Here is a 22,370-nt window from a genome sequence, read left to right on the forward strand (position 1 = left end):
CAGATCCTCAGCGTCACTCTCTTCGAGAAAACCTCACTCGAACAGGCCTTTTCAGCCCCCGATTACACTATCCCCGTCCGCCCCGCTCCTAACCAGTTGCAACTGTTCGACTTGTAAGCCGGACAGTAGTGGGGGGAGGGTTGGGTGAGGCGGAACGTTCGGCGCGGAGAGCGGAGAGTTGCGCTCGCGCTGAGTTTTCCGCGTTTCGGGCGGGAGGCAGCGGGCCATCGGCGCTGGAGCGGCCCGCACATCAACCTGCCGCGCGTCTGTTGACGGGGTGTGGGGCGGGCGGGCAGCAAGGGGCCGCGGAAAAGGCGCGGCCACCGGACCATCGTGCGGGAGCAGAGGCCGCAAACTGCGCGCGGCAGGTATCGGGGCGGCTGGGTGCCGTGGCTGGCCCGCACACCCGTGTGGCGGAAGATGGGATGTGTCGATCGGGATGGGCGGATGCCCGATCGTGAGCGGGGAAGTCGATCAGCCTGGCCGCGCGCGGTCCTCGGCGACGAGCCGCGCGAACCCCGTGTTGGATTCATCAAGCCAGACGATGCACTCCTCCGGGTTCACGTCGATCCCGCGCTGGACGTGCGGGATGAACACGTCCGGCACCCAGGAAATCAGCTGCTCCCGCTGGTACTCCGGCGCTTCCAGGTCCGTGACCATGGCCACCCACGTATCCCACGGCGGCGCGTTGCATACGTCAAAGAACCCGCCGGATTCCGCCTCCGCGGCGCCATCGGAGAGTTCGGCGTCGGGATAGTAGACGAGCAGGCGCCCGCGCGTCAGATCCGGCTCGGGGGGCAGGGAGAGCCGGCGACGCGGTCCATACGCCATGGTACGCACCGCCGCGGCATAGCTGCTCTCCAGCGTTCGGGGACGGTGGTCAGGCGAACGCAGGCAATCGTGCGGATTGGCGGGATCCGCGAGCGGCTGGCAGATGGCGATTGTTCGCGCGAGCAGGTCCCAGAACGGCTGCAATCCGCCGGAGATGTCGGGTTCGCAGATAAGCGGCGGCTCGCGGTGCAGCGGCACTGCCGGCCGAGGCGGAGGCGGAGGCGGGGGTGGAGACGGGGCTCTCCGGAACGGATTCCAGATCACGGCCGGTCCGCGACATCATCCGCACCCGGGCGGACCGTCATGACGCCTTCTTGTTGCGCATGGCGTTGAGGACGGTCACGCCGCTGTCGGGCTGCAGGAATCGCTGGTACTCGGGCGATTCGGCGCCGTAGAGGGCGATGCGGCCCTGCTCATCGTAGTGCACGCCCCAGCCGTACTTCTTGGGGAGCATGGACGCGCGCAGGCACGGGTGCGGCTTGCTGAACAGCTCCGCGCGGATCTCGCCCGCGCGCGCCGCCAGTTCATCGTCGGCGATCTGCTTGTGGCGGACGTGAACCTCGTAGATCACGTCATCGCCCGTGTAGCGGTACGGCGCGGAGGAAAGCAGCTCGTACTGGAGGAGCGGGACGGTCTTCTGCCCCGCGCGCGGCTCCGGAACCACGCTGTGCTCCACCGGGCAGTCCGGGGAGATGCGGATGAAGGTGTTGGTGTACGACATGGAATCCTGCGGTCAGATGGGATTGGGTTCCGTGCGCGGGCGCTTCCGCCGGAAGTCGGACGCGGGACGAAGCCTGCCGCCCGCCCAGATGACCGGCTGCTTGGGATACGACCGCGCCTCGATCATCATCGGATGCTCCTCATCCAGCACCCAGGGCACCGTAAGCCGGAAATCGACCTGGATCAGGTCGCGCACCTCGGCGTCCAGCGTGAGCGGCAGATCGTGCAGGTGGCGCTGCGGAACGACGGACACCGACAGCCACCAGGGCGCGGGCCGCAGTTCCTGGTACCACCGCGCGGTCTGCTCAAAGCGGGGGTCTTCCCTCCACACGACCGGCCCGTCGCGCACCACGCCCACGCAGTAGTAGATGACCCGCAGGTCCACGTCGCGCGGGCGGTGCGAAACGCAGTACAGATCCGCCGGATCGGCGGGGTCAATGCCCAGGCGCCGGAGGCCGCTGACGACGTCCGGCGGCAGCACGCGCTCCCACGCCGCCGCCCAGTTGCGGCACCACGGGCACCGGCACCCGCGGGCCAGCGCCGGCGCGGACGCGACCTCGCGCGTGGCCTGCAGATCCAGCGAGATCCGCCACTCCCCGAACGGAACGGTGGGCCGGCGCTGGCGGTGCGGAACCGTCTTCATCGTCTCAGTCCGCCGCGGTGGCTGGGGGAGAAAGCGGAGGATGGGCAGCCTTCCATTCTCGCCGCGAACCCGGAATTGCGCAACGGCCACGCGCGGCCGGCGCGGCGGATCACAATCATCCAGAATACCTGCCCGTGGCCGCTTTGGAGAGGATGCAGCACCAAACCCGCCAACCCGAACAAATCCCCAAGACACATTGAGCGAAAACGCGGTTATATTGCCACAGCATCGTGTATCACAGTGAGCACGGAAGTGGCATTGGCGCCGCCGTACGGCCCGCTGCACACCCGCCCATCGGCCCCAGAGGGCCCGCGTTCTGAGTCACCCCCGGAGAGGCGAGGATGGACCAAAAGCGCTACGAGGTGGAGATCACGTTCCGCCAGACGATCCGCTACTCGGTAGATGCCACCAACCGCAAGCTCGCGGAAGCATCGGCCATGGACCGCTGGAAGCACGGGGACGAGAAGATGGTGGTGGGCAGCGACTGCTGCGAACTCGTGGAGATCCGCGCCAATCCCGTCCCGTGCGACGACAAGTGCGAAAAGGACGCGCGTGACGTGTACCGGTATCTTCGCGACCGCGAGCTCGTCATCGAGACGCTGGACGAAGACCAGTTCAACCCCACGGTTCACGACGCCGTGAGCGCGGAAGAAGTGGCGCTGCACCTTTCGTGGAAGCGAAAGGGAGAAGGCGTGGAAGGACTGGCTGATACACCCCGCGCGGCCCGCGCGCTCGACCGCCTGTGCGTCGAGCGGCGGGTCGTCTGCTTTACGCGCGAGCGGGTGCGCGCCGGCGAGCGCGGCGAGATCCGCCTGTACTGCACGCCGCAGCACCTGGCGCTGCTTTCCGAGGCGCTGATGAGGGACGATGACGAAGTCGCGGTGAGCACCGCCGCCTGAAGACCGTTTTCGAACGATCATCTGACCGGTACGGGTCCGTGGGGGCACATTCCCTGCGGACCCGCTCCCTTTTCCGCGCGCGACCTCCGCGGCCCGCTCCTTCCCCGCCCCATCCATCCCAATGCGCAGGCGCGTCTGGATCCCCGCGATCGTGCTCGCCGTGCTGGCGGGCGGCGCGTTCTGGTACCTTCGCCGCAGCGGCAGCGCCCCGGCCGAACTGGCGGAACTGGTTGCGCAGGGCGGCGAAAAGGTGCTGCGCCAGCCCATCCGCCCCGCCCGCCCCGGCCCGCGCGTCCTGATCTTTGCGCTGGACGGCGTAGGGCAGGAAATGCTGCACAAGGCCATCACCAGCGGCCGCCTGCCGCACCTGTCCGCCGTCCTGGGCCGCGCGCAGGCGGACAGCGGGCTGTACGAGCACGGCTGGTCGCAGCCCGGCGTGCTGAGCATCCTTCCGTCCACGACGTACGCGGCGTGGGCGTCGCTCTTCACCGGCGCGCCGGCGGGGCAGACGGGCGTGCCGGGAAACGAGTGGTTCGCGCGCGAGGAGCGCCGCTTCTACGCTCCCGCGCCCGTGTCCGTCACCCAGCACGAGGATGCTCTCCAGGTCTACACCGACCAGCTGATGGGGCGCGTGCTCAAGGTGTCCACGGTGTACGAGCAAGCGAATGTGCGGTCGTACGTGTCTCTGCAGGCGTACCACCGCGGGGCCGACCTGCTCACCGTCCCCGATCCCAAGAGCTACGGCGCCATCATCGGCGAGGCGGCGCGCGGGCTTACGGGGGACGATTCGCCCAGCCAGGAGGCCTACGAGGCGCTGGACGTGCAGGCGGTGAAGAGTCTGCTGGGCACCATCGGCGAGCGGGGCCTGGCGGACCTGCAGATCATCTACTTTCCCGGCGTGGACCTGTACACGCACGTGGCCGCGCATCCGCTGGACGACCAGATGCACTACCTGGGTCAGGTGGTGGACCGGCAGATCGGCGAGGTGCTGCGGACGTACGAAAAGGCCGGCGCGCTGGACGATACGTGGATCCTGATCGTGGCGGACCATGGCCACACGCCGGTGCTTTCCGACGACCGCCACGCGCTGGGCGCCGACGGCGCGGACGAGCCGCCGGAGGTGCTGCGCCGGACGGGGTTCCGCACGCGCGCGCTCAACCTGGAACTGACGGCGGACGAAGAAGACTTTCAGGCCGCGGTGGCGTACCAGGGCGCGTTCGCCTACGTCTACCTGGCGGACCGCTCCGTCTGCCCGGACAAGGGCGACCGGTGCGACTGGAACCGGCCGCCGCGGCTGGCGGAAGACGTGCTCCCCGTGGTGCGCGCCTACGACGCGGCCAACCGGACGGGGGCGGGCGTGCCGCAACTGCGGGGCGCGCTGGACCTGATCCTTGCTCGCGAACCGCGGCCGGCGGGGCAGAATGCACTCCCCTTTCAGGTCTGGGACGGCACGCGCCTCGTCCCCGTCGGCGAGTACCTGCGTGCGCATCCACGTCCGGAACTGCTGGACCTGGAGCGGCGGCTGGACGGGCTGGCGACGGGCCCGTACGGCAATCACGCGGGCGACGTGCTGCTGCTGGCGCGGACGGGGGTGCAGCTTCCCATCGAGCAGCGATTCTACTTCTCCGGCCGGTACCAGAGCTGGCACGGAAGCCCCACGCGCCAAGACAGCGAGATTCCGCTGCTGGTGGCGCGCGCGGGCACCCGCGGAACGGCCGTACGCGAGCGCGTGCACGCCGCCGTGGGCGCGCAGCCGACGCAGCTGAGCGTAACGCCGCTGGTGCTGAACCTGCTGTCGGGGCGGCAGCCGTAGCGGGTGCGCGGCCCCGCGGCGCGAACTGTGCGGGCGGGCGCCGGGCGGGATGCCGGAACCGCCGGGGCTTGATACGGTACGCGGTTTGTGAAATCTTGGGCCCGCGCCGTGTGGCGGGCATGCCGGTGCAGGTGCTCAACCCGCAGGACTCCCGTGCGATCCGGGGCCCAGGCTGGGGCCGGACGCGGAATCACTCCTCCATTTTACGCAACGGAGCAACGACGATGGGCACTGGAACGATGCAGGTATTCGCGCGGCGCGGGCTGCACGACGAAGACGAGGGCTGGGAAGAGCGCCTGTTCGACCGTTCGGACGACGAGGACGAGGATGAGGACGCCGACCTCCTGGAAGACGAGGACGACGATCTGCTGGACGACGACGATGACGATCTGGACGACGAAGACGAAGACTTCGCGGACGACGAAGACGAGTAGTCGTTTTTCCTGATCGGATCAACAGACTGTGCCGCCAGCCCGGACGTTCGGGCGGGCGGCACGGTTTCGTTCGGTCCCAGAGTTCTACGGCTGTCTCACGCGGAGGTCGCGGGGGTCGCGGAGGTCGCGGAGGTCGCGGAGGTCGCGGGGCGGCATCTCGTGCTCCTCCGCGGTCCCCCCGCGTATCTCCGGCCCCTCCGGGGCCACCGCGGGAGGGCCGTTCATGGGTTCGGCGGCTGGAAAAGGCTCGGCCGGAGCGCGCGGGGGAGGCGCGGAAACGGGGCGCGCGGCCCCGTCGGCCAGTGCACATTGCGGACGATGGATGCGCCGGAACACTTGACCGCGCCGCGACTGCATTTTACGCTGTGTCGCGCCGCGGAGCCTCGCGGCCATTGGAGGGCGGCGGACCGGGCGCACCGGCCGGGCGGCGCCGACGGAACCGTGAGCAAGCAACGAAAGACCGGAATGAGCAATTCGAGGGTGGAAGAGCGGTTTGACTCGCTCGTGTCGCAGGTGCACGACTGGGTGGAATCGGCGGTGGCGCTGGACGAGGGGCACTTTCCCAGCGAAATGCTCAGCGACCTTCGCGACCTGATCGAAGAACTGAAGTCGTTCCTGGAAGACGAAGAGTCCACGACGGACTACAAGCGCGGCGACGTGCTGGAAATCTTTGTCACGCCCGAAATGGCCGAGGTGATGCACCGCTTTCCCAAGGTGCGCCGCCTTCTGGAGAGCGCCTGGGGATCGACGCTCACCGACCAGATCGAAGAAGAGGCGATGGGCTTCGAGTCCGACAGCGACGACGACGACGACTAGCACCGCCGGGCGGCGCTCCGGCGTCACCTCGCACATGCAGGCAGCACTCCGGCGGCGGATTCCGCTTGCCGGGGCGCTGCCCTGCCCTGCATCCGCCCTCGCCATCATCCACCTCGCGGTGGATGAGCGCCAGCCTGCGTTGCAGTCCTCCCGCGTCCACACCGCCGGGACGCCGTCGTCAGAGGGTGTTGAGAAACCCGGCTGGCCAGAGCTCGCCTCACACACGCTGTGTTCTGAGGGCGTGTCGAGCAATGGCCTGCAGCCCCTCTCTCCCCATCAAACCCGCCCAAGGCGTCATCCTGAGGGAGCGTGCGCCGGCCTCTCCGTCACGCTGAGTCATGCGCGACCGAAGGATCTACCATCCGCCGAGCCAACGTCGCGACACGCACGCTCGTTCTCGCGGTGAGAGCAGATCCTTCGTCGGCGCCAAAGTCCATCGGGTCGGCCGCATCCTCCGGCGCCTCCTCAGGATGACGCCTTGTGAGATGAGCCGTCCTTTGGGCCAATCTGAGCCGGGATAGACTGGGCTTCCCAACACCCTGCTCTCCTCCCCGGTGATGAGCGTCCTCACGCGTGAATGCCGGTCCTGCGCGTCCGATCCGGGCGGCGGATGACATGGACGAAAAGTTCGCAACTTTCCGGTAAGTACGTTGGGCGCGTGGGGATGGGGGTGTTCACGGTTCGCTCTTGTAGTTGCCGGGCTTGCGCGGGGACGAACGAGTGTCTAGAATCTCCAGTGTCCCAAAACGCTTAGTGGACAAAATGGTCGCGATGTCCACGCTATCTCGTTTGACGACGAGTGGCGAAATGTGCGACTGGAAGAACTGCGCAGCTTCATGCACGAACTCGTGCTGGAGTCTTCACTGCGCAGCGCATCTTCGCGCGTGGGTCTGGGGCACGAGGCGTTGCGCAAGTTCATCAACGGCGAAACGGACCGTCCGCACGAGCGCACGCGCCGCCGCATGGGGCAGCTGTTTCTGGAGCGGCAGAAGCTGTCCGCGGCCGAGGGCGACTCGCCCATCGTCGCTGGCCAGCTGAAGCTTCTGCTTCCCCGCGGGCTGGACGCCGCCCGCGCCGAGGTGCGCACCGTATTCGACGCGCTGCGCGAAAGCGGCAAGGCGCGGCCCGTGGCGGCGGATCTGGAAAAGTGGCTGATGCGGCGGCTGGAAGAGGAATACGCCCGCGAGCAGCCGTATCCCGAAGACAAGCCGGCGCGGAAGAAGCCCGGCCGCAAGCCGCCGGAATCCTGATCCGCGGACCGAAACCCAACGCCCTCCCCGGCATCTGCCGCGGAGGGCTTTTTGTGATGGCGGGCTCCAGGGCGGCCCCCACCCGGGCTCGTACTACTCGCCCACCCTCCCCCAAAAAAGACTGGGGGAGGGTTGGGCGGGGCGGAGAGTTCGGTGCGGGAGGCGGAAGATCGTGGGTGCCCAGGTTCTCCTGAGCGAATGAATCCGCCGCTCCAGAAGCGGTAAGCCCCGACACGTCGCCCACAGGCGCCGTTCGGGGCTTCAACTGCACGCGGCAGCGGGATTGGTTGTGAACGCGAGCCGCGGCCGTGGTAAGGTAGATTATCCGCCGGCGCCTTCGGGGTCACGCCACTGGGCGCGGAGAACGAGTCGCGGATGAGTGCGCGCAGTTGAAGCCCCGATCGTGGACGCGACAGCGGCCATGAGTCGGGGGTTCCCGCTGTTTGAGCGGCGGATTCATTCGCTCAACGGGGCCCGGGCACGCGGGCCCTCGCCGATCCGCACCGGACCCTCCGCCCCGACAACCCTCCCCCAGTCTTTTTTGGGGGAGGGTGGGCCGGTGGTGCCGGCCCGGGTGGGGGCCGCCCTGAACTCCGCCACACGCACCGAATCACCCCCGCGCTGCTACCGATCCGACGACACGCCAACCGACTGCGCCCACGGCGGCGACGCCTGCAACACGCGCGCGTAGACCGGGCACTCGGGGGTGTGCGCGCCGGGCAGGTATCCCAGGCTCATCAGAAACTCCCCCACGATCTCCCCGCCCGTAAAGCGGAACGTGCGCTTGAACAGCTTTACCCACTCCGCCTTGTCGCGCGGATGATGCGCATCCAGCCACGCCGCGAACGACCCGTGCGACGCGCGGATCTCCTGAATGCGACGCGCGTTGTCGATGGCCGCATCCACCTTGAGCCGGTTGCGGATGATCCCCGCATCCGCCAGCAGCCGCGCACGATCCTCCTCCCCGTACGCCGCCACGGTGTCCACGTCGAACCCGTGGAACGCGGCGCGGAACGACTCGCGCTTCTTGAGGATGGTGAGCCACGACAGCCCGGCCTGGTTGATCTCCAGCACCAGCCGCTCAAACAGCTCGTCATCGCCGCGCAGCGGAAACCCGTACTCGGTATCGTGATACGGCCCGTGGAACGGATGGCCGGGCGCGGCGGCGCAGTAGGACATGGACACGGAATCGGCGGGAGATGGGAACGGCGGGCGCGGCCGGAACCGCGCGCGATCACGGGACGGGGGAACTCTGGATGACGGATGGTTTTTCATCCCTCAATCCCCGCACGCGCGGACAGCGTTTTTGCGCCGCCAGCGGTCCTGTACACGGACCACAGTGGCTGGCAGTGGCGGCGCGCGCAACGGACGCTGCGCCCGGCCGCTGTACGCATTGTGCAGAGTCAGGCCCGATCGGCGCGGTTTCGCGAAGCCGGGCCGCGCGCTAGGTTGTTGCTCTCACCCCGTCATCATCGGAGGACCGTTCATGGCCGGCACTCTCAGTGACCCGTTCCATGTCTGACGCGCAGGGCGACGTCCCGCGCCACCACCCGTTCGTCCTGGGCATCATCGGCGACTCGGGGAGCGGAAAGAGCACGGTGGCGCGCGGCGTTCGCGAGCTGATCGGCGCGGAGCGCGTGTCCACGTTGGAACTGGACGACTATCACCGCTACTCCCGCGCGGAACGCCAGGAGCTGGGGCTCACTGCCCTGAATCCCATGGTGCACAACCTGTCGCTCATGCAGGAGCACCTTCAGCTTCTGCGCCGCGGCCGGCCCGTGCGCAACCGCAGCTACGACCACACGGACGGCAGCTTCGGCCCCATGCGCACGCTGGACCCGGAGGAAGTCGTCGTCGTGCGCGGCCTGCTGGGCTTTCCCACCGAAGAGCTCGCCGCCACGTACGACCTGACGGTGTTCCTCTATCCGGAGCCGGAGCTTCTGTTTCGCTGGAAGCTGCGCCGCGACACCAAGACGCGCGGCTACACCGAGGCCGAGGTGCTCAAGTCCATCGCCCGCCACCTGCTGGACAGCAAGCTGTACGTGCTGCCGCAGGCGGACCGCGCCGACCTGGTCGTCCGCTATGAGGTGCCGGACTGGGACGCACCCGACACCGAGGTGCGCACCACGCTCATCCTGCGCCGCGCCGCGGCCGAGGCGGTGCGCCGCGACGGCATCGGCGGGCGCTTTGGCGAGCACGTGCGGGTGGAGGATGGCGAGGGCGGCACGCTGACGGTACACGTGGCCAGCACCGTCAGCCGCGAGATGGTGGATGCGTGGGGAGCCGAGCTCTTTCCCGACACGTACGAGGCGGCGCACTTCGGCCTGCACCAGGACGATGAGGGCGGCGAGGCGCACAAGGTGCCGCTCGCCTTTACGCAGGTGCTCATCGCGGACCTCACGCAGCGGCTGCGGCGCCCGCACGAGGCCGCCATCGTGAACGCCAGCACGCTGGCCTGATCGTCCGGCCGGCTTCGGGATCGACCCAAGAACGGGCGCCGCACACGCGGCGCCCGTTCTGTTATCCCGCCATGCGCGAAGACAACACGCCGCGGCATCTGGAACGGCGCGTTGCGAGGGGATGCACGGCGTGCGTTGGGCAGACGCGTCGAGGGCAGCGGGGCGATGCGCGGCACAACGAGAGCAGGATGGGCGAGGCGAGGCACACGAGAGCGAATGAATCCGCCGCTCGAACAGCGGGAACCCCCGACTCGTGGCCGCTGACGCGTCCACGATCGGGGCTTCAACCACACTGGGGGACGACCGTTCGTGGCCTCCGGACGCCTCGTTTGCGACCCCATTTCTATCATCACAGAGGACGTACAAGGATCGTAAAATGTTGCGGTTGCACGGTTTCTGCGCTTCGGGTGTCAGAACACACTCGTCACCCGGGGCACTCGGCTTCGGGAACCGGGCACTTCCGTTACCGCACTCCGCCGCATGGGCATCTCCCTTCGCCCCGAGCACCTGAAGCGCTACCGCGACATGGCCACGCTGCTGTGGAAGCACGGCCGCGGCGACCTGGTGAGCCACGCGGGGCTGGAGGACGCGCTGGACCCGGACGAGGAGGCCGCGCTGGACCCCGGCGCCCCGCAACGCGCGGACGAGCTGGCGGCGGACCTGGAGCGGATGGGGCCCACGTACATCAAGCTGGGCCAGCTGCTCAGCACGCGCCCGGACCTGATCCCCGCCACCTACGCCGACGCCCTCGCGCGGCTGCAGGACCGCGTGGAGCCGTTTCCGTCGGAGGAGGCGGAGCGCATCATCAGCGAAGAGCTGGGCGTCCGCGTCAGCAAGGCGTTTCTGGAATTCGAGCGCGAGCCCATCGCCGCGGCGTCGCTGGGGCAGGTGCACCGCGCCGTGCTCCGCGACGGGCGTCCCGTCGCCATCAAGGTGCAGCGCCCCGGCATTCGCGAGCAGATCGTGCGCGACATGGACGCCATCGAGGACGTGGTGGAGTTCATGGACCGGCATACGAAGGCCGGAAAGCAGTACGAGTTCGGGCGTACGCTGGATGAACTGCGGCGCGGCCTGCTGGCGGAGCTGGATTACCGCCGCGAGGCGCGCAACGCCGCCACGCTGGACGCCAACCTGGCCGAGTATCCGCGCATCATCGTTCCGCGCCCGGTGGACGACTTCACCAGCGCGCGCGTGCTTACGATGGAACTGGTGCGCGGCCGCAAGATCACCGCGATCAGCCCGCTGGCCCGGCTGGAGGTGGATGGAGAGGCGCTGGCGGAGGAGCTGTTCCGCGCCTACCTCAAGCAGATCCTGGTGGACGGCTTCTTTCACGCCGATCCGCACCCCGGCAACGTCTTTCTGACGGATGACCGGCGGATCGCGCTGCTGGACCTGGGGATGGTGGGCGTCATCAGCCCGGAGCTGCAGCAGCACCTGGTGCGCATGCTCATCGCCATCAGCGAGGGGCACGGGCAGGAGGCGGCCGCCGCCACCATCGAGGCGGGAACGGTGCGCAGCGGCGCGCGGCCGGACGTGTTCACGGCGGATGTGCAGACGCTGGTGAGCGAGTTTGCCCACGCGGGGAGCGCGCGCAACCTGCAGGTGGGGCGCGTGATGCTGGAGGTGACGCGCAGCGCGGCGGAAAACGGCATCCGCCTTCCCGTGGAGCTGACGATGCTGGGCCGCGCGCTGCTGGCGCTGGACCAGGTAGGGCGCACGCTGGACCCGGACTTCGATCCCAACGCCAGCATCCAGCGCAACGCGTCAGACCTGCTGCGCCGGCGGATGCTGAAGAACGCCTCGCCCGGGCGCGTGTTCGCCAACATGCTGGAGCTGAACGAGCTGGTGCAGAAGCTTCCCGGCCGGCTGAACCGCGCGCTGGAAGCCGTGTCGGACCAGGGGCTGGAGGTGCGCGTCCGCGTACCGGAAGAGGTGTGGATGCTGGCGGGGATGCAGAAGATCAGCAACCGCATCACCCTGGGCCTGGTCGCCGCCGCGCTGATCCTGGCCGCGGCCATGATGATGCAGGTGCCCACGCGCTTTACGCTGCTGGGATATCCGGGATTGGCGATGCTGCTGTTCGTGGCCGCCGTCGTCCTGTGCTTCGTGCTGGTGACGGACATTCTGATCAGCGACGTGCGCCAGCGCCGCCAGCCCCGCGACCTGGACTGACGCTTCGGCGCGCCGCAGCAGCTGCGCGGATGGCGTGAAAGGGCGCGCATACCGATCGGTACACGCGACCGCGGACACTCCGGCGCGGCGCTCCGCCCCGGAGGTGCATGGTCGGAATCGCGTGCAGGCGCGGACGGGCGTGCGGCAAGGAGCGGCGCCCCATCGCCGTTTCGATGCGGGTGGCACGGCATCCGCAGTCTGGGCGGGCGACCCTGATCCACCGTTTCCCGTCAGCCAGAGGTTTTGCGCATGCGTGCCGGATCCCGTCCGCTCGTTCTTGCCGCGGCGCTCGCCGCGATGCCCGTGATGGCCGCGTGCGGGCCGGGCTTTCCGGACCCGGAGGTGCAGGCCGCAGCCATGGGGCTGGCGGACCCGGACGTGGCCGACATCGCCATGGCGGCCAACCGCGGCGAGATCGAGATGGGGCAGCTGGCCCTGCAGCGCGCGGCGGACCCCGCGGTGCGCACCTATGCCCAGCGCATGGTTTCCGAGCACACGCAGGTAGAGGAGCAGCTGCGCGCCAACCTGGAGCGCAGCGGCATTGCTCCGCGCGAGACGGACCGCAGCCGCGCCCTTCGCGCCAGCATCGCCTCCACGCTGTCCCCGCTCAGCCAGCGCTCCGGCGCCGATTTTGACCGCGAGTACATGCGCGTGCAGGTGCAGCAGCACCGCTGGCTGCTGGAAGCGCTGGACAACAGCCTGATCCAGGCCGCCCGCGACGAGCGGCTGCGCAGCCAGCTTCAGCGCATCCGCCCGGCCGTCGCCAGCCACCTGCGCGACGCGGAACGCATTCTACGCACGCTCGGCGGCTGATCCAGCGGCATCGGTGATCGCAATCGACATCGGTCGATGACATGCGGGCGGCGCCGGAATCTGGTGCCGCCCTCCGTTCATCCATCGAGAAACCCGTCTGCCGAAACGGGTCGCCCCCCGGATCGCGGACGATCCGGGGGGCGCAGTAACAACGAGCGGGTAGTGGCCAGTGATGGCCGGTGCTGCGGAACTACGGACAGCGTTTCGATCTCGCCCCAGGTCAGCCGGCCAGCGTTCCCGCGGCGGCAAAGGCGAGGAGGGCGAGCATCCATCCCACCACCACGTCGCCGGGATAGTGCACGCCCAGGTAGCATCGCGACGCGCCCACGATCAGCGCGACCGCCATCACCACCGCGCCAACCGGCGGCGGCAGCAGCACCGCCAGGCCAAGCGCGACGGAAAGCGACGACGCGGCGTGGCCGGAGGGAAAGCTGAAGCGGTCCGGCGCGGCCACGAGCGCCGCGAACCCCGCCGGCATCGTGGGCCGGCCACGCGTGACGGTGCGCTTCAGCAGCTGCACCACCGCGTGCGACACGACGAGGGCGAACGCCGCGCGCATCCCCGCGTCATCCGCCTCGCCCAGCGACGATAGGAGCATGGCGAGCGCGAGCGGAATCGTCACCGCCGCGTCGCCCAGGTGCGTGATGGCGCGCATGGCGCGGTCCAGCCGCGGGCGGCGGCGCATCACCAGAGCGTGCAGCGCGCGCTCATCGTGCGAGTGCAGGCGAATGATCCACGGGGCCATGTCGTCTTTCCATCCGCAGGGGTTCCGTTTCCGTGACCCAATCTCCGCCCCCGCCGCAACATCTGCCGCCACGTTGTGTAACGGCTCTGAACCGCGCCGCCCACCGATCCGCACGGCCGGCTCCCGCCGCGTGACGCATCCGCACTGACGGCCATCGGCCGGAACTCCGCGTCCGCGCGGGACGGATCGCAGGCGGCGCGCGCGGAACTTGCGCCCGCCGGTGCCGTCCCGCGGCGCGCGCGTGACGCGATCGTGACCGCCGCGCCCCAGCTTTTCCGCATCCGCTTCCCGCCACCCGCGCAACCGTGATGGACGCACCGCTCCTGCTGCTTTCCGCCGCGACCGGCACCGGGCACATGCGCGCCGCCGCCGCCGTGCGCCAGGGACTGGCCGCGCACGCGCCGGAGATGGCGGTAGAAGAGGTGGAGCTGCTTTCCATTGCGCCGCGGTGGGTGCGCGCGTTCTACGGATCGATGTTCGAGGCGGTGGTCACGCGGGCGCCCCGGGTGTGGGGCGAGATCTACCGGATGACGGACGGCTACGACCAGGACCGCGCGCGCTGGGGCCCGCTGGCGCGGCGGCTGCTGTTCGCCGAGTTCCGCCGGCTGCTGATGTCGCGGCGGTGGAGCGCCTGCGTCAGCACGCACTTTCTGCCCTGCCAGTTGGCCGCGGCCCGCCCCGGCTTTCCACGGTTCGGGCTGGTGGTGACGGATTTTGAGATGCACCGCGTGTGGGCGCAGCCGGCCGTGGACCGCTGCTTCGTGGCCACCGACACGCTGGGGCGCGAGCTGGCGCGGCGCGTTCCGTACGCGCGGGTGCACGCGACGGGCATTCCCATCTCCCCCGCGTTCACGGCGGCGCCTTCGATGGCCGACGCGCGGCGGGAACTGGGATTGGCGATGGACCGGCCCATCGTGCTGGTGATGGGCGGCGGGCTGGGAATCGGGGTGGAAGAGGCGGTTGCCGCGGCGCTGGAGGCGGCGGACCCGGCGGTGCAGATCGTGGCGGTGTGCGGACGGAACGAGGGGGCGCGCATCCGGCTGGCGTCGTGCGGCGCGGCGGATGCGCGGCTGCGGGTGTTCGGCCAGGTGAGCGGGATGGAGCGGTTCATCGCGGCGGCGGACCTGGTGGCCACCAAGCCGGGCGGGCTCACGGTGAGCGAGACGCTGGCGCTGGGGAAGCCGTTGCTGCTCACCCGCCCCATCCCCGGCGCGGAGGAAGGGAATCTGCGCGCGGTGGTGGCGGAAGGCGCGGCGCTGGGCGCGTTTACGCCGGGGGAGATGCGGCAGGCGTTTGCGTGCGCGTTCGCCGATCCCTCGGTGCTGGAGCGGCTTTCCGTGCAGGCGCGCCGCATCGGACGCCCGGATTCCGCGCGCGCCATCGCCGAGGTCATCCGGCGCGAGTACGGCGCCGCCGCCGTCGCCTGAACGTTTTCGATGGATGACGGAACGCCGGCGGAGCCACGTGCTCCGCCGGCGTTCGCCGTTCCGATCATCATCCACCGAATCGCCTGCCCTCTTCCGTCACGCCGCGGGAATCGCGCGCGGCCGCATGAGCCGGGCGGCAGCGCGCACGGCACCTTCTCGAACCACGCAGTACAGAACCGCGGCGACGATCGCGACCACGCTGGCGACGATCGTGGGGAGCACGGCGCCGAAGGTGAAGGTCATCCCGAGCACGAAGCCCAGAACGTACTCCGCGCGGTAGATGGGGATGAACAGCGCGATCGGGAGCAGGCTCTGCGCCATGATTCCGGTCGCGCTCTCGTTGCCCAGCGTAAAGAACACGGAGAGCAGCACGCCGAACAGCATCGCCCCGGCAAAGCCGACCACCACGCTCGCCGGGTACTTCGGGCCGGCGGACGGATTCGCGCGGACGATGCGCTTCTGCACGCGGCCCACGAGGAACCAGGCCAGCGCCGGAATCAGCAGCACGCCCCACCCATTGGAGATGGAGGGCATGTCGGCGCGGGCGAGGAAGTGATGGCTCACCACGCCGCCGTGGAAGTGCTCCCAGGCAAGCATGCCGAGAACGCCGATCATGGCCGCCGCCGTCATGATCAGGCGCGACCTTGCCCACTGCTGCTGGTTGTTCATTGTCTCAGGATGGACCACGGGAGGGGGATCGACGGGAATTCTCACCGTCCGGTACGCAGCCGCGGCGTGCAATGATTCAGGCTCTCCGCCTCAGCCCCTTCGATGCAGTCCGCGAAGGCGGACTTCGTGTTTTACCAGCGGCGAATTCATTCGCTCTGGACCGGCGGACGCACAGACGCCGGTCGAACCGCAACATGGCGTCAGCCACAGTCCGCGAAGGCGGACTTTGCGCCGTTGTTGCCGCGACTTCAGTCGCCCCTGGCCCGCAGCGTCACGGTCGCCGGTGTCGGAAGATGATCGGGAAGGACGAGGCGATCGGGATCCGTGCACAGCGGCCGCCACGCCTCGAACAGCTCGCGGCCGCGCCCCTGCTTGGCGAGCGCAACGTGCCGCTGAAGCTGCTCCTCATCCGGAAAGGTGAACAGCGGATAACGGACGGCCTGCGCCACGCCGGCCGGCGGCTCGCCCCCGCCCACCAGGTGCTCCACCGCGTCCGCCATCATCTGCGCGCCCAGCGCATTGCACGCCCGCTCCAGCGCGCCCAGCGTCGTCTCGGGCTCGACCGTGATCAGCCGTCGCTGCAGGATGGTGCCGGTGTCGATCCCCGCGTCCACGCGGTGCAGCGTGGCACCCAGCGCCACGCCGTTCTCCAGCGACGGGCCCGTGACGGCCGTTCCGCGAATCCACGGCAGCAGCGCGGGGTGCACGTTCAGCACGCCCAGCCGCGCCGTGGCGATCACCTCCGGCTTCAGAATCCCGCCGCCGCCCAGAACGATCCAGTCCGGCGCCAGCGCACGGAGATCGCGCAGCAGATGTGCGCTGTTCATGGCGCCCGTGGCCATCACCCGCGCGCACCGGGCGGCGTACGCGGCCTTTCGCTCGCGATGAAAGCGCACCCGGCGGCGGACGGTTCCCGCTATCCCCCGGGGCCAGCGCAGCAGCCGGCGGGTCGTCCCCGCGCCGCGCAGCACCGGCATGCCGAAGCCGCCGGTGAGCACCAGGACCGCGTCCAGCGCGATCCCGCGATCCCATATGGCCTGCAGCACGCGCTGGCCGTGCGGAGTGTCGTTGGTGATCAGGACGATGCGGGGCATGTGGAGAAGACGGTGCGTGTCGGGAGAGGTGTGAAGCGGGACGGCGCGGCGAGCGCCGTAAAGAGGAACCGCGGCGGAACATCTACCCAAAAGCCGCCATCGCCGTGATCCCGATGAACGGAAGAGCGGCGCGCGGGGTGCGCGCCGCTCTCCGCGATCAGTCCTTTTCCCCGGCGACCTCCACCTCCAGGCCGAACGTTTCGGTGAACAGGCCGGCCTTTCGCCGCAGCGCCCAGCGCTCCAGCAGAAGGTCGCCTTCGCCCTCCAGCTCCAGTGTCAGCTTCGTCTTGCTGGTGCTCGCCTTGACGGAACGCACCGCCTGCAGGTGCTCGCGGTCCAGCGCGTCGGCCACGCGCAGCAGCGAGGCCAGCTTCACCACCCGCTCGCGGTCGTCCGAGGCCAGGTGCGTAAAGTTCTCGTGGTGCACCGCCGGCGTGCCCTTGCGGTGGTAGCGCGCCACGTTGGCCATGATGTCGATCTCCCGTGGCGTGAATTCAGGGATTTCGCTCTGGCCGATGATGTACAGCGAGTGCTTGTGGTGCTTCTTGTGGCCGATGAAGATGCCGATGTCGTGCAGCACCGACGCGGCCATCAGAATGCGGCGGTCCGCGCCGTCCAGCCGGTGCACCTTCTGCAGCTGGTCAAAGAGCGATCCCGCGAGCCGCGCCACGTGCGAGGCGTGGTTCTCGTCGAACAGGTAGCGCTTGCCCAGCGCCAGCGCGCCGGCCACGGCGTCGCGCTCCTTGCGGTCCTCGTGCGCCTCGTGGGTGGTCAGGTCCTCCACCAGGTCCACCAGCACGCCGTCCTTGAGGCCCACGGCGGGCACCAGGATCTCCGTCGCGCCCGCCAGCGACGCCACCCGCTCGTACACCATGGCGGCGGGGAGAATGACGTCCGCGCGGTCTTCGCGCAGCCCCAGCTGGTCTACCCGCTCGCGGTAGCTCATGCTGGACAGCTTGGCGATGGCGCCGCGCAGGTCCGCGAGCGAGACCGTGGCCAGCTTGCCGCGTCCCGGGTCCGCGCCCACGAGCCGGGCCAGCGCCTCAATGTTGCCGCCCGTGGCAATGAGCCCCGCGGGATTCCACTGCTTGGTGATGACGGGAATGCGCAGCGTGGCCGCGTATTCCGCCAGCAGCCGCTGAAAGCGCCCGGGCTCCTCGCCGGAGGTGGCCAGCTCCTCCAGCAGCCGCACCGAGCCCATGGTGTGCGACTCGCTCCACAGAATGCTTTCGGAATCCACCAGCGACACTTCCACGCTGCCGCCGCCCAGGTCCACCAGCATCCACTTCTTCTTGCCGAACGGCGTATTGGCGCGGATGGCCTCGTATACCAGGCGCGCCTCCTCACGCCCGGTGATGACCTCCAGCTGAATGCCCGTTTCGCGCGCCACGCGGGCGACGAACTCGTCGCCGTTGCGGCTTTCGCGGGTGGCGCTGGTGGCCACGGCGCGGTAGTGCTGAATGTTCAGCGCCTCCATGCGCTCGCGGAAGCCGCCGATGGCTTCCACCGCGGCCTCCATGGCGGAGCGGGCCAGCTTGCCGCTCAGGAACACCTCGTGGCCCAGGCGCACCGGCTGGCGCACCTCGGCGAGCACCTTGTAGGTGGTGAGCCCCGTGAACTCCGCGGCCAGAAAGCGGATGGCGTTGGAGCCCACGTCCACGGCGGCGGCGCGCAGCGGAAAGCCGGGAATGGCGTCGGGCGTCTTGGACGAGCGTGACAGCAGCTGGATCATTGGCAGACCGGGCGAGAGATGTTCATCCCCGGGCGCAAACCCCGGACCGCGGCACACGCGGCACTGAAACAGCGTCTCACGCGGAGGCCGCGGGGGTCGCGGAGGTCGCGGGGAACTGCAATGGATGGGCATCACGCAGAGGAGCAGAGCAGCAGAGAACAGCCCATTCCATCTTTTCTCTGCTTCTCTGCTGCTCTGCGTGAGACGTTCTTCCGCTGTTCCTCCGTGACCTCCGTGCATCCTCCGTGGCCTCCGTGTGAAACGGCAGTTCCTCAGTGCCGTGGCCACGCGCGGAATCACGGATTCCCGCAATGCTTGGCGGCGGCGCATGTGGATGGGTAGATTGCGCCCGCCCCGTCCATCCCCAGAACCCGGCCAACGAACGCCCGTGGAAAAGCCCGAAAAGACTCGCGAGCGCCTGTACCTGATCGACGGATACGCGTTGATCTACCGCGCGTTCTTCGCCCTGATCTCGCGCCCGCTGGTGTCGTCGCGCGGCGAGAACACCTCGGCGGCGTTCGGGGTGGCGCGCTTTCTCATCAAGATCATCGACCAGCACCAGCCGGACTACCTGGGGATGGTCTTTGACGCGGGCGACAGCGAGCGCGTGGAAATGTACCCCCAGTACAAGGCCACGCGCGAAAAGATGCCGGATGAACTGGCGCTCAGCATTCCCCGTATCCGCCAGCTCGTGGAGGCGTTCCGCATTCCCGTGCTGGAGCTTCAGGGCTACGAGGCCGACGACGTGATCGGCACGCTGGCCGGCAAGGCGGTGGATGCGGGGCTGGAGGCCGTCATCGTCAGCGGCGACAAGGACTTCTACCAGCTCATCCGCCCGCACGTGTGCCTGCTCAACCCCGGCCGCGGCGGCCCGACGGCGGTGGAAGAGGAGTGGGTGGATGAGCGGAACGCGCACGAACGGCTGGGCGTCGCGCCGAAGCACGTGGTGGACTACCTGGGCCTGATCGGCGATAGCAGCGACAACGTCCCTGGCGTCAGCGGCATCGGCCCCAAGACGGCCATTCAGCTGATCGAGCAGTACGGGTCTATCGAAGACATCATCGCGCACACAGCGGAGATCAAGAGCAAGCGGGCCCGCGAGGCGCTGGAGGCGTTCGCGGACAGCGCTCGCCTTTCCCGCCGTCTGGTCACCATCCGCGAAGATCTGGCGGTGGATCTGGATACGGAGGCGCTGCGGGTGCGCGAGCCGGACCGCGTGGCGCTCAAGGACCTGTTCCTGGACCTGGAGTTCAACACGCTGGCCCGCGAGTTCGCCGCGGCTCATCCCACGGCTCCGGCGGATGCGGGCGACGGCGCAGAGGCCGCGCCCAACCGGCTGGCCGGCGACTACCGCCTGCTCAGCACCACGGAAGAGGTGCATGCGCTGGTGGCCCAGGCGCGCGAGGCCGGCCGGTTCGCGGTCGATACGGAAACGGACAGCAAGGATCCCATGCGGGCCACGCTGTGCGGCATCTCCATCGGCGTGGTGGTGGGGGAGGCGTTCTACCTCCCCTTCCGCCACCGCACGCGCGGCCCGGACCAGGGCGAACTGCTGGGCGACGCCACGCCGGACGCGGATGCCGGCGTGCGCAACCTGCCGGACCTGCACTCGCCGGAGATGCAGCCGCTGCTCGATCTTCTCGAGGATGAGACGATTGAAAAGGTGGGGCAGAACCTGAAGTACGACTTTCTCGTTTTCCGCCGTGAGGGAATCGACCTGCGGGGGATCGCGTTCGATACGATGGTGGCCAGCTACATCCTGGAGCCGGGCCGGCGCGAGCACGGGATGGACTCGCTCGCGCTCCAGCACCTGGACCACCGCACGATCACGTACGAAGAGGTCGCCGGAAAGGGCAAGGCGCAGATCCCCTTTGCCGAGGTGGAGCTGGAGACGGCGTGCAACTACGCCGCGGAGGACGCCGACATCACCCTGCGCCTGGCCGACAAGTTCGGGCCGGAGATGCAGGCGCTGGAGCTGGATCACCTGTTCCGCGACGTGGAGCTTCCGCTCGTCCACGTGCTCGCGGAAATGGAATACAACGGCATCCGCATCGACGAGCCGTTCTTCGCCCGGATGAGCGAGGAACTGCGCGCCACGCAGAGCCAGCTGGAGCGCGAGATCTACGCGGAAGCCGGTGAGGAGTTCAACATCGGCAGCACGCCGCAGCTGCGAGAGATCCTGTTCGGCAAGCTGGGGCTGCCCGTCATCAAGAAGACCAAGACGGGCGCGTCGACGGACGTGGACGTGCTGCAGGCGCTGGCGGCGCAGGGCCACCGTCTGCCCACGCTGCTGATGCAGTACCGGCAGGTAGACAAGCTGCGCGGCACCTATGTGGACGCGCTCCCGCTGATGGTGAACCCCGAGACGGGGCGCATCCACACCTCGTTCAACCAGACCGTAGCCGCCACCGGCCGTCTGTCATCGACCGACCCCAACCTGCAGAACATTCCCATCCGGACGGAGATGGGCGCGGAAATCCGCCGCGGCTTCATCCCCGCGGAGGGCAACGTCTTCGTGTCGGCGGACTACAGCCAGATCGAGCTGCGCATTCTGGCGCACTACTCCGGCGACGAGGCGTTCGTGACCGCCTTCCGATCCGGCGCCGACATCCACCGGCAGACGGCGGCCCTCATCTTCGAGGTGCCGGTGGAATCCGTCACCAAGGAGATGCGCGACCGCGCCAAGACGGTGAACTTCGGCATCATCTACGGGCAGGGGCCGTTCTCGCTGGCGCAGCAGCTGGGGATCAGCCAGGCGGAGGCCAAGGCGTTCATCGAGGCGTACTTCGAGCGGTTCCCCGGCGTGCGGCGGTACCTGGACGAGCAGATCGAACTCGCCCGGACGCGCGGGTACGTCGAGACGCTCACGGGGCGGCGGCGGTACATTCCCGAGATCCAGTCGCGCAACTGGAATGTGCGGGCGTTCGGCGAGCGAGCGGCCACCAACGCGCCCATCCAGGGCTCGTCGGCGGACCTCATCAAAATCGCCATGATCCGCATTCAGAACGACATCGCGGCGGGGATGGTGCCCGCCAAGATGCTGCTGCAGGTGCACGACGAACTTCTGTTCGAGACGCCGATCGGCACCGAGGACGCTGTGCGCGAGTTCGTGCGCGAGCGGATGGAGGGCGCCGCCACGCTCAACGTGCCGCTCAAGGTGGCGGGCGGGGTGGGCAGCAGCTGGTTCGAGACGAAGTAGGCGGAATCCGCCAGGTTGGGTTCGGATCGGGTGTGCTCCGGAGAATGCGGCGCATGCGGAGAGGGGCCCCCATCCCCGACCCTTCCCCCAAAAACCCCTGGGGGAAGGGAGACCTCAGCGCGCTGGCGGGCAACGCCGTGGAGCGCGGGCATCGCGTGCAGGGGGAGAACGGCGGAGTTGTTTGCGGGATGAGGATCGTGCGTGTCGCGGGTCTCCTGAGCGGATGAATCCGCCGCTCGAACAGCGGGAACCCCCGACACATGGCTGCTGACGCGTCCATGTTCGGGGCTTCAACCGCGTCGCGCGGGACGCATCGGCGCCATTCCTGGAAGACACGCCACCCCCATGTCATCCTGAGAGGGTGTTTAATAACTCCGTCTGAGGCGAAAATCGTACGTCGCGGGACTCGTCCGTCAGCCGAACACGACCGCGACAGGGCATGGTGAGCGTCGTTCCGCAGTTCGAACATCTGCCTGATTGACGTTTTTCAACACGCTCTGAGGAGGCGCCGGCCGAACCCGTTGCCGCGCCGCCGCTTGGCGCCGACGAAGGATCTACCTGTCCAGCCTCGTATGATTATGTGGATGCGCGCCTGAGCCGTATCTTGTCTGCGCAGGCCTGGTTGCTCCTCCGATTCACCCCGCGTGTGGGGCG

18 protein-coding genes are annotated in these 22,370 nt (G+C 68.9%); 10 read left to right on the top strand and 8 right to left on the bottom strand.

The window, feature by feature from the left end:
- Positions 1-474: 474 nt before the first annotated feature.
- From HNQ61_RS28400 to HNQ61_RS27780, 3 genes are all read right to left on the bottom strand, one after another.
- Positions 475-1,029, bottom strand: coding sequence for a hypothetical protein (locus HNQ61_RS28400; protein ID WP_205761396.1), 555 nt, complete (start codon positions 1,027-1,029; stop codon positions 475-477).
- 103 nt (positions 1,030-1,132) lie between these two features.
- Positions 1,133-1,552, bottom strand: a complete 420-nt coding sequence (locus HNQ61_RS27775) for a DUF6157 family protein (protein WP_170034103.1) — start codon at positions 1,550-1,552, stop codon at positions 1,133-1,135.
- A 12-nt stretch (positions 1,553-1,564) separates the two neighbouring features.
- Positions 1,565-2,194 (bottom strand): hypothetical protein, encoded by a 630-nt coding sequence (locus HNQ61_RS27780; protein WP_170034101.1) that lies wholly within the window; start codon positions 2,192-2,194, stop codon positions 1,565-1,567.
- A gap of 341 nt (positions 2,195-2,535) precedes the next feature.
- On the opposite strand from HNQ61_RS27780, the gene HNQ61_RS27785 reads away from it, so the two are divergent.
- From HNQ61_RS27785 to HNQ61_RS27805, 5 genes are all read left to right on the top strand, one after another.
- Positions 2,536-3,093 (top strand): hypothetical protein, encoded by a 558-nt coding sequence (locus HNQ61_RS27785; RefSeq protein WP_170034099.1) that lies wholly within the window; start codon positions 2,536-2,538, stop codon positions 3,091-3,093.
- A 121-nt stretch (positions 3,094-3,214) separates the two neighbouring features.
- A complete protein-coding gene (locus tag HNQ61_RS27790) occupies positions 3,215-4,906 on the top strand; it encodes an alkaline phosphatase family protein (RefSeq protein WP_170034097.1) in 1,692 nt (563 codons plus the stop codon).
- Positions 4,907-5,130: 224 nt separating this feature from the next.
- The gene (locus HNQ61_RS27795; RefSeq protein WP_170034095.1) at positions 5,131-5,340 is read left to right on the top strand and encodes a hypothetical protein; all 210 of its coding nucleotides are present in this window, start codon (positions 5,131-5,133) and stop codon (positions 5,338-5,340) included.
- A gap of 465 nt (positions 5,341-5,805) precedes the next feature.
- Entirely contained in the window at positions 5,806-6,156 is a 351-nt protein-coding gene (locus HNQ61_RS27800) for a hypothetical protein (RefSeq protein WP_170034093.1), read from the top strand.
- 809 nt (positions 6,157-6,965) lie between these two features.
- Positions 6,966-7,406, top strand: coding sequence for a hypothetical protein (locus tag HNQ61_RS27805; RefSeq protein WP_170034091.1), 441 nt, complete (start codon positions 6,966-6,968; stop codon positions 7,404-7,406).
- 624 nt (positions 7,407-8,030) lie between these two features.
- On the opposite strand, the gene HNQ61_RS29405 is transcribed toward HNQ61_RS27805, so the two are convergent.
- Positions 8,031-8,585, bottom strand: coding sequence for a DNA-3-methyladenine glycosylase I (locus tag HNQ61_RS29405; RefSeq protein WP_170034089.1), 555 nt, complete (start codon positions 8,583-8,585; stop codon positions 8,031-8,033).
- Positions 8,586-8,920: 335 nt separating this feature from the next.
- Between HNQ61_RS29405 and HNQ61_RS27815 the strand changes: the two genes are divergently transcribed.
- The 3 genes from HNQ61_RS27815 (at position 8,921) to HNQ61_RS27825 (ending at position 12,850) form a co-directional block, all read left to right on the top strand.
- The gene (locus HNQ61_RS27815) at positions 8,921-9,865 is read left to right on the top strand and encodes a hypothetical protein (protein WP_170034087.1); all 945 of its coding nucleotides are present in this window, start codon (positions 8,921-8,923) and stop codon (positions 9,863-9,865) included.
- 480 nt (positions 9,866-10,345) lie between these two features.
- Entirely contained in the window at positions 10,346-12,037 is a 1,692-nt protein-coding gene (locus tag HNQ61_RS27820; protein ID WP_205761394.1) for an ABC1 kinase family protein, read from the top strand.
- A 249-nt stretch (positions 12,038-12,286) separates the two neighbouring features.
- Positions 12,287-12,850, top strand: a complete 564-nt coding sequence (locus HNQ61_RS27825) for a DUF4142 domain-containing protein (RefSeq protein ID WP_170034085.1) — start codon at positions 12,287-12,289, stop codon at positions 12,848-12,850.
- Between the two features lie 220 nt (positions 12,851-13,070).
- Here the strand turns inward: HNQ61_RS27825 and HNQ61_RS27830 are convergent, their stop codons facing one another.
- Positions 13,071-13,595, bottom strand: coding sequence for a phosphatase PAP2 family protein (locus HNQ61_RS27830; RefSeq protein WP_170034083.1), 525 nt, complete (start codon positions 13,593-13,595; stop codon positions 13,071-13,073).
- A gap of 308 nt (positions 13,596-13,903) precedes the next feature.
- On the opposite strand from HNQ61_RS27830, the gene HNQ61_RS27835 reads away from it, so the two are divergent.
- The gene (locus tag HNQ61_RS27835) at positions 13,904-15,022 is read left to right on the top strand and encodes an MGDG synthase family glycosyltransferase (protein ID WP_170034081.1); all 1,119 of its coding nucleotides are present in this window, start codon (positions 13,904-13,906) and stop codon (positions 15,020-15,022) included.
- A gap of 96 nt (positions 15,023-15,118) precedes the next feature.
- Here HNQ61_RS27835 and HNQ61_RS27840 read toward each other — a convergent pair whose 3' ends face one another.
- The 3 genes from HNQ61_RS27840 to HNQ61_RS27850 all read right to left on the bottom strand — a co-directional run bounded on the left by HNQ61_RS27840 (position 15,119) and on the right by HNQ61_RS27850 (position 18,517).
- Entirely contained in the window at positions 15,119-15,691 is a 573-nt protein-coding gene (locus tag HNQ61_RS27840) for a hypothetical protein (RefSeq protein ID WP_170030552.1), read from the bottom strand.
- 248 nt (positions 15,692-15,939) lie between these two features.
- Entirely contained in the window at positions 15,940-16,785 is an 846-nt protein-coding gene (locus HNQ61_RS27845; RefSeq protein WP_170034079.1) for a formyltransferase family protein, read from the bottom strand.
- 157 nt (positions 16,786-16,942) lie between these two features.
- On the bottom strand, positions 16,943-18,517 hold the full coding sequence (locus tag HNQ61_RS27850) for a Ppx/GppA phosphatase family protein (RefSeq protein WP_170034077.1): 1,575 nt from the start codon (positions 18,515-18,517) through the stop codon (positions 16,943-16,945).
- Between the two features lie 388 nt (positions 18,518-18,905).
- Between HNQ61_RS27850 and polA the strand changes: the two genes are divergently transcribed.
- Entirely contained in the window at positions 18,906-21,716 is a 2,811-nt protein-coding gene (gene polA / locus HNQ61_RS27855; protein ID WP_205761392.1) for a DNA polymerase I, read from the top strand.
- Positions 21,717-22,370: the final 654 nt, after the last annotated feature.

Source organism: Longimicrobium terrae (assembly GCF_014202995.1).
GTDB lineage: Bacteria > Gemmatimonadota > Gemmatimonadetes > Longimicrobiales > Longimicrobiaceae > Longimicrobium > Longimicrobium terrae.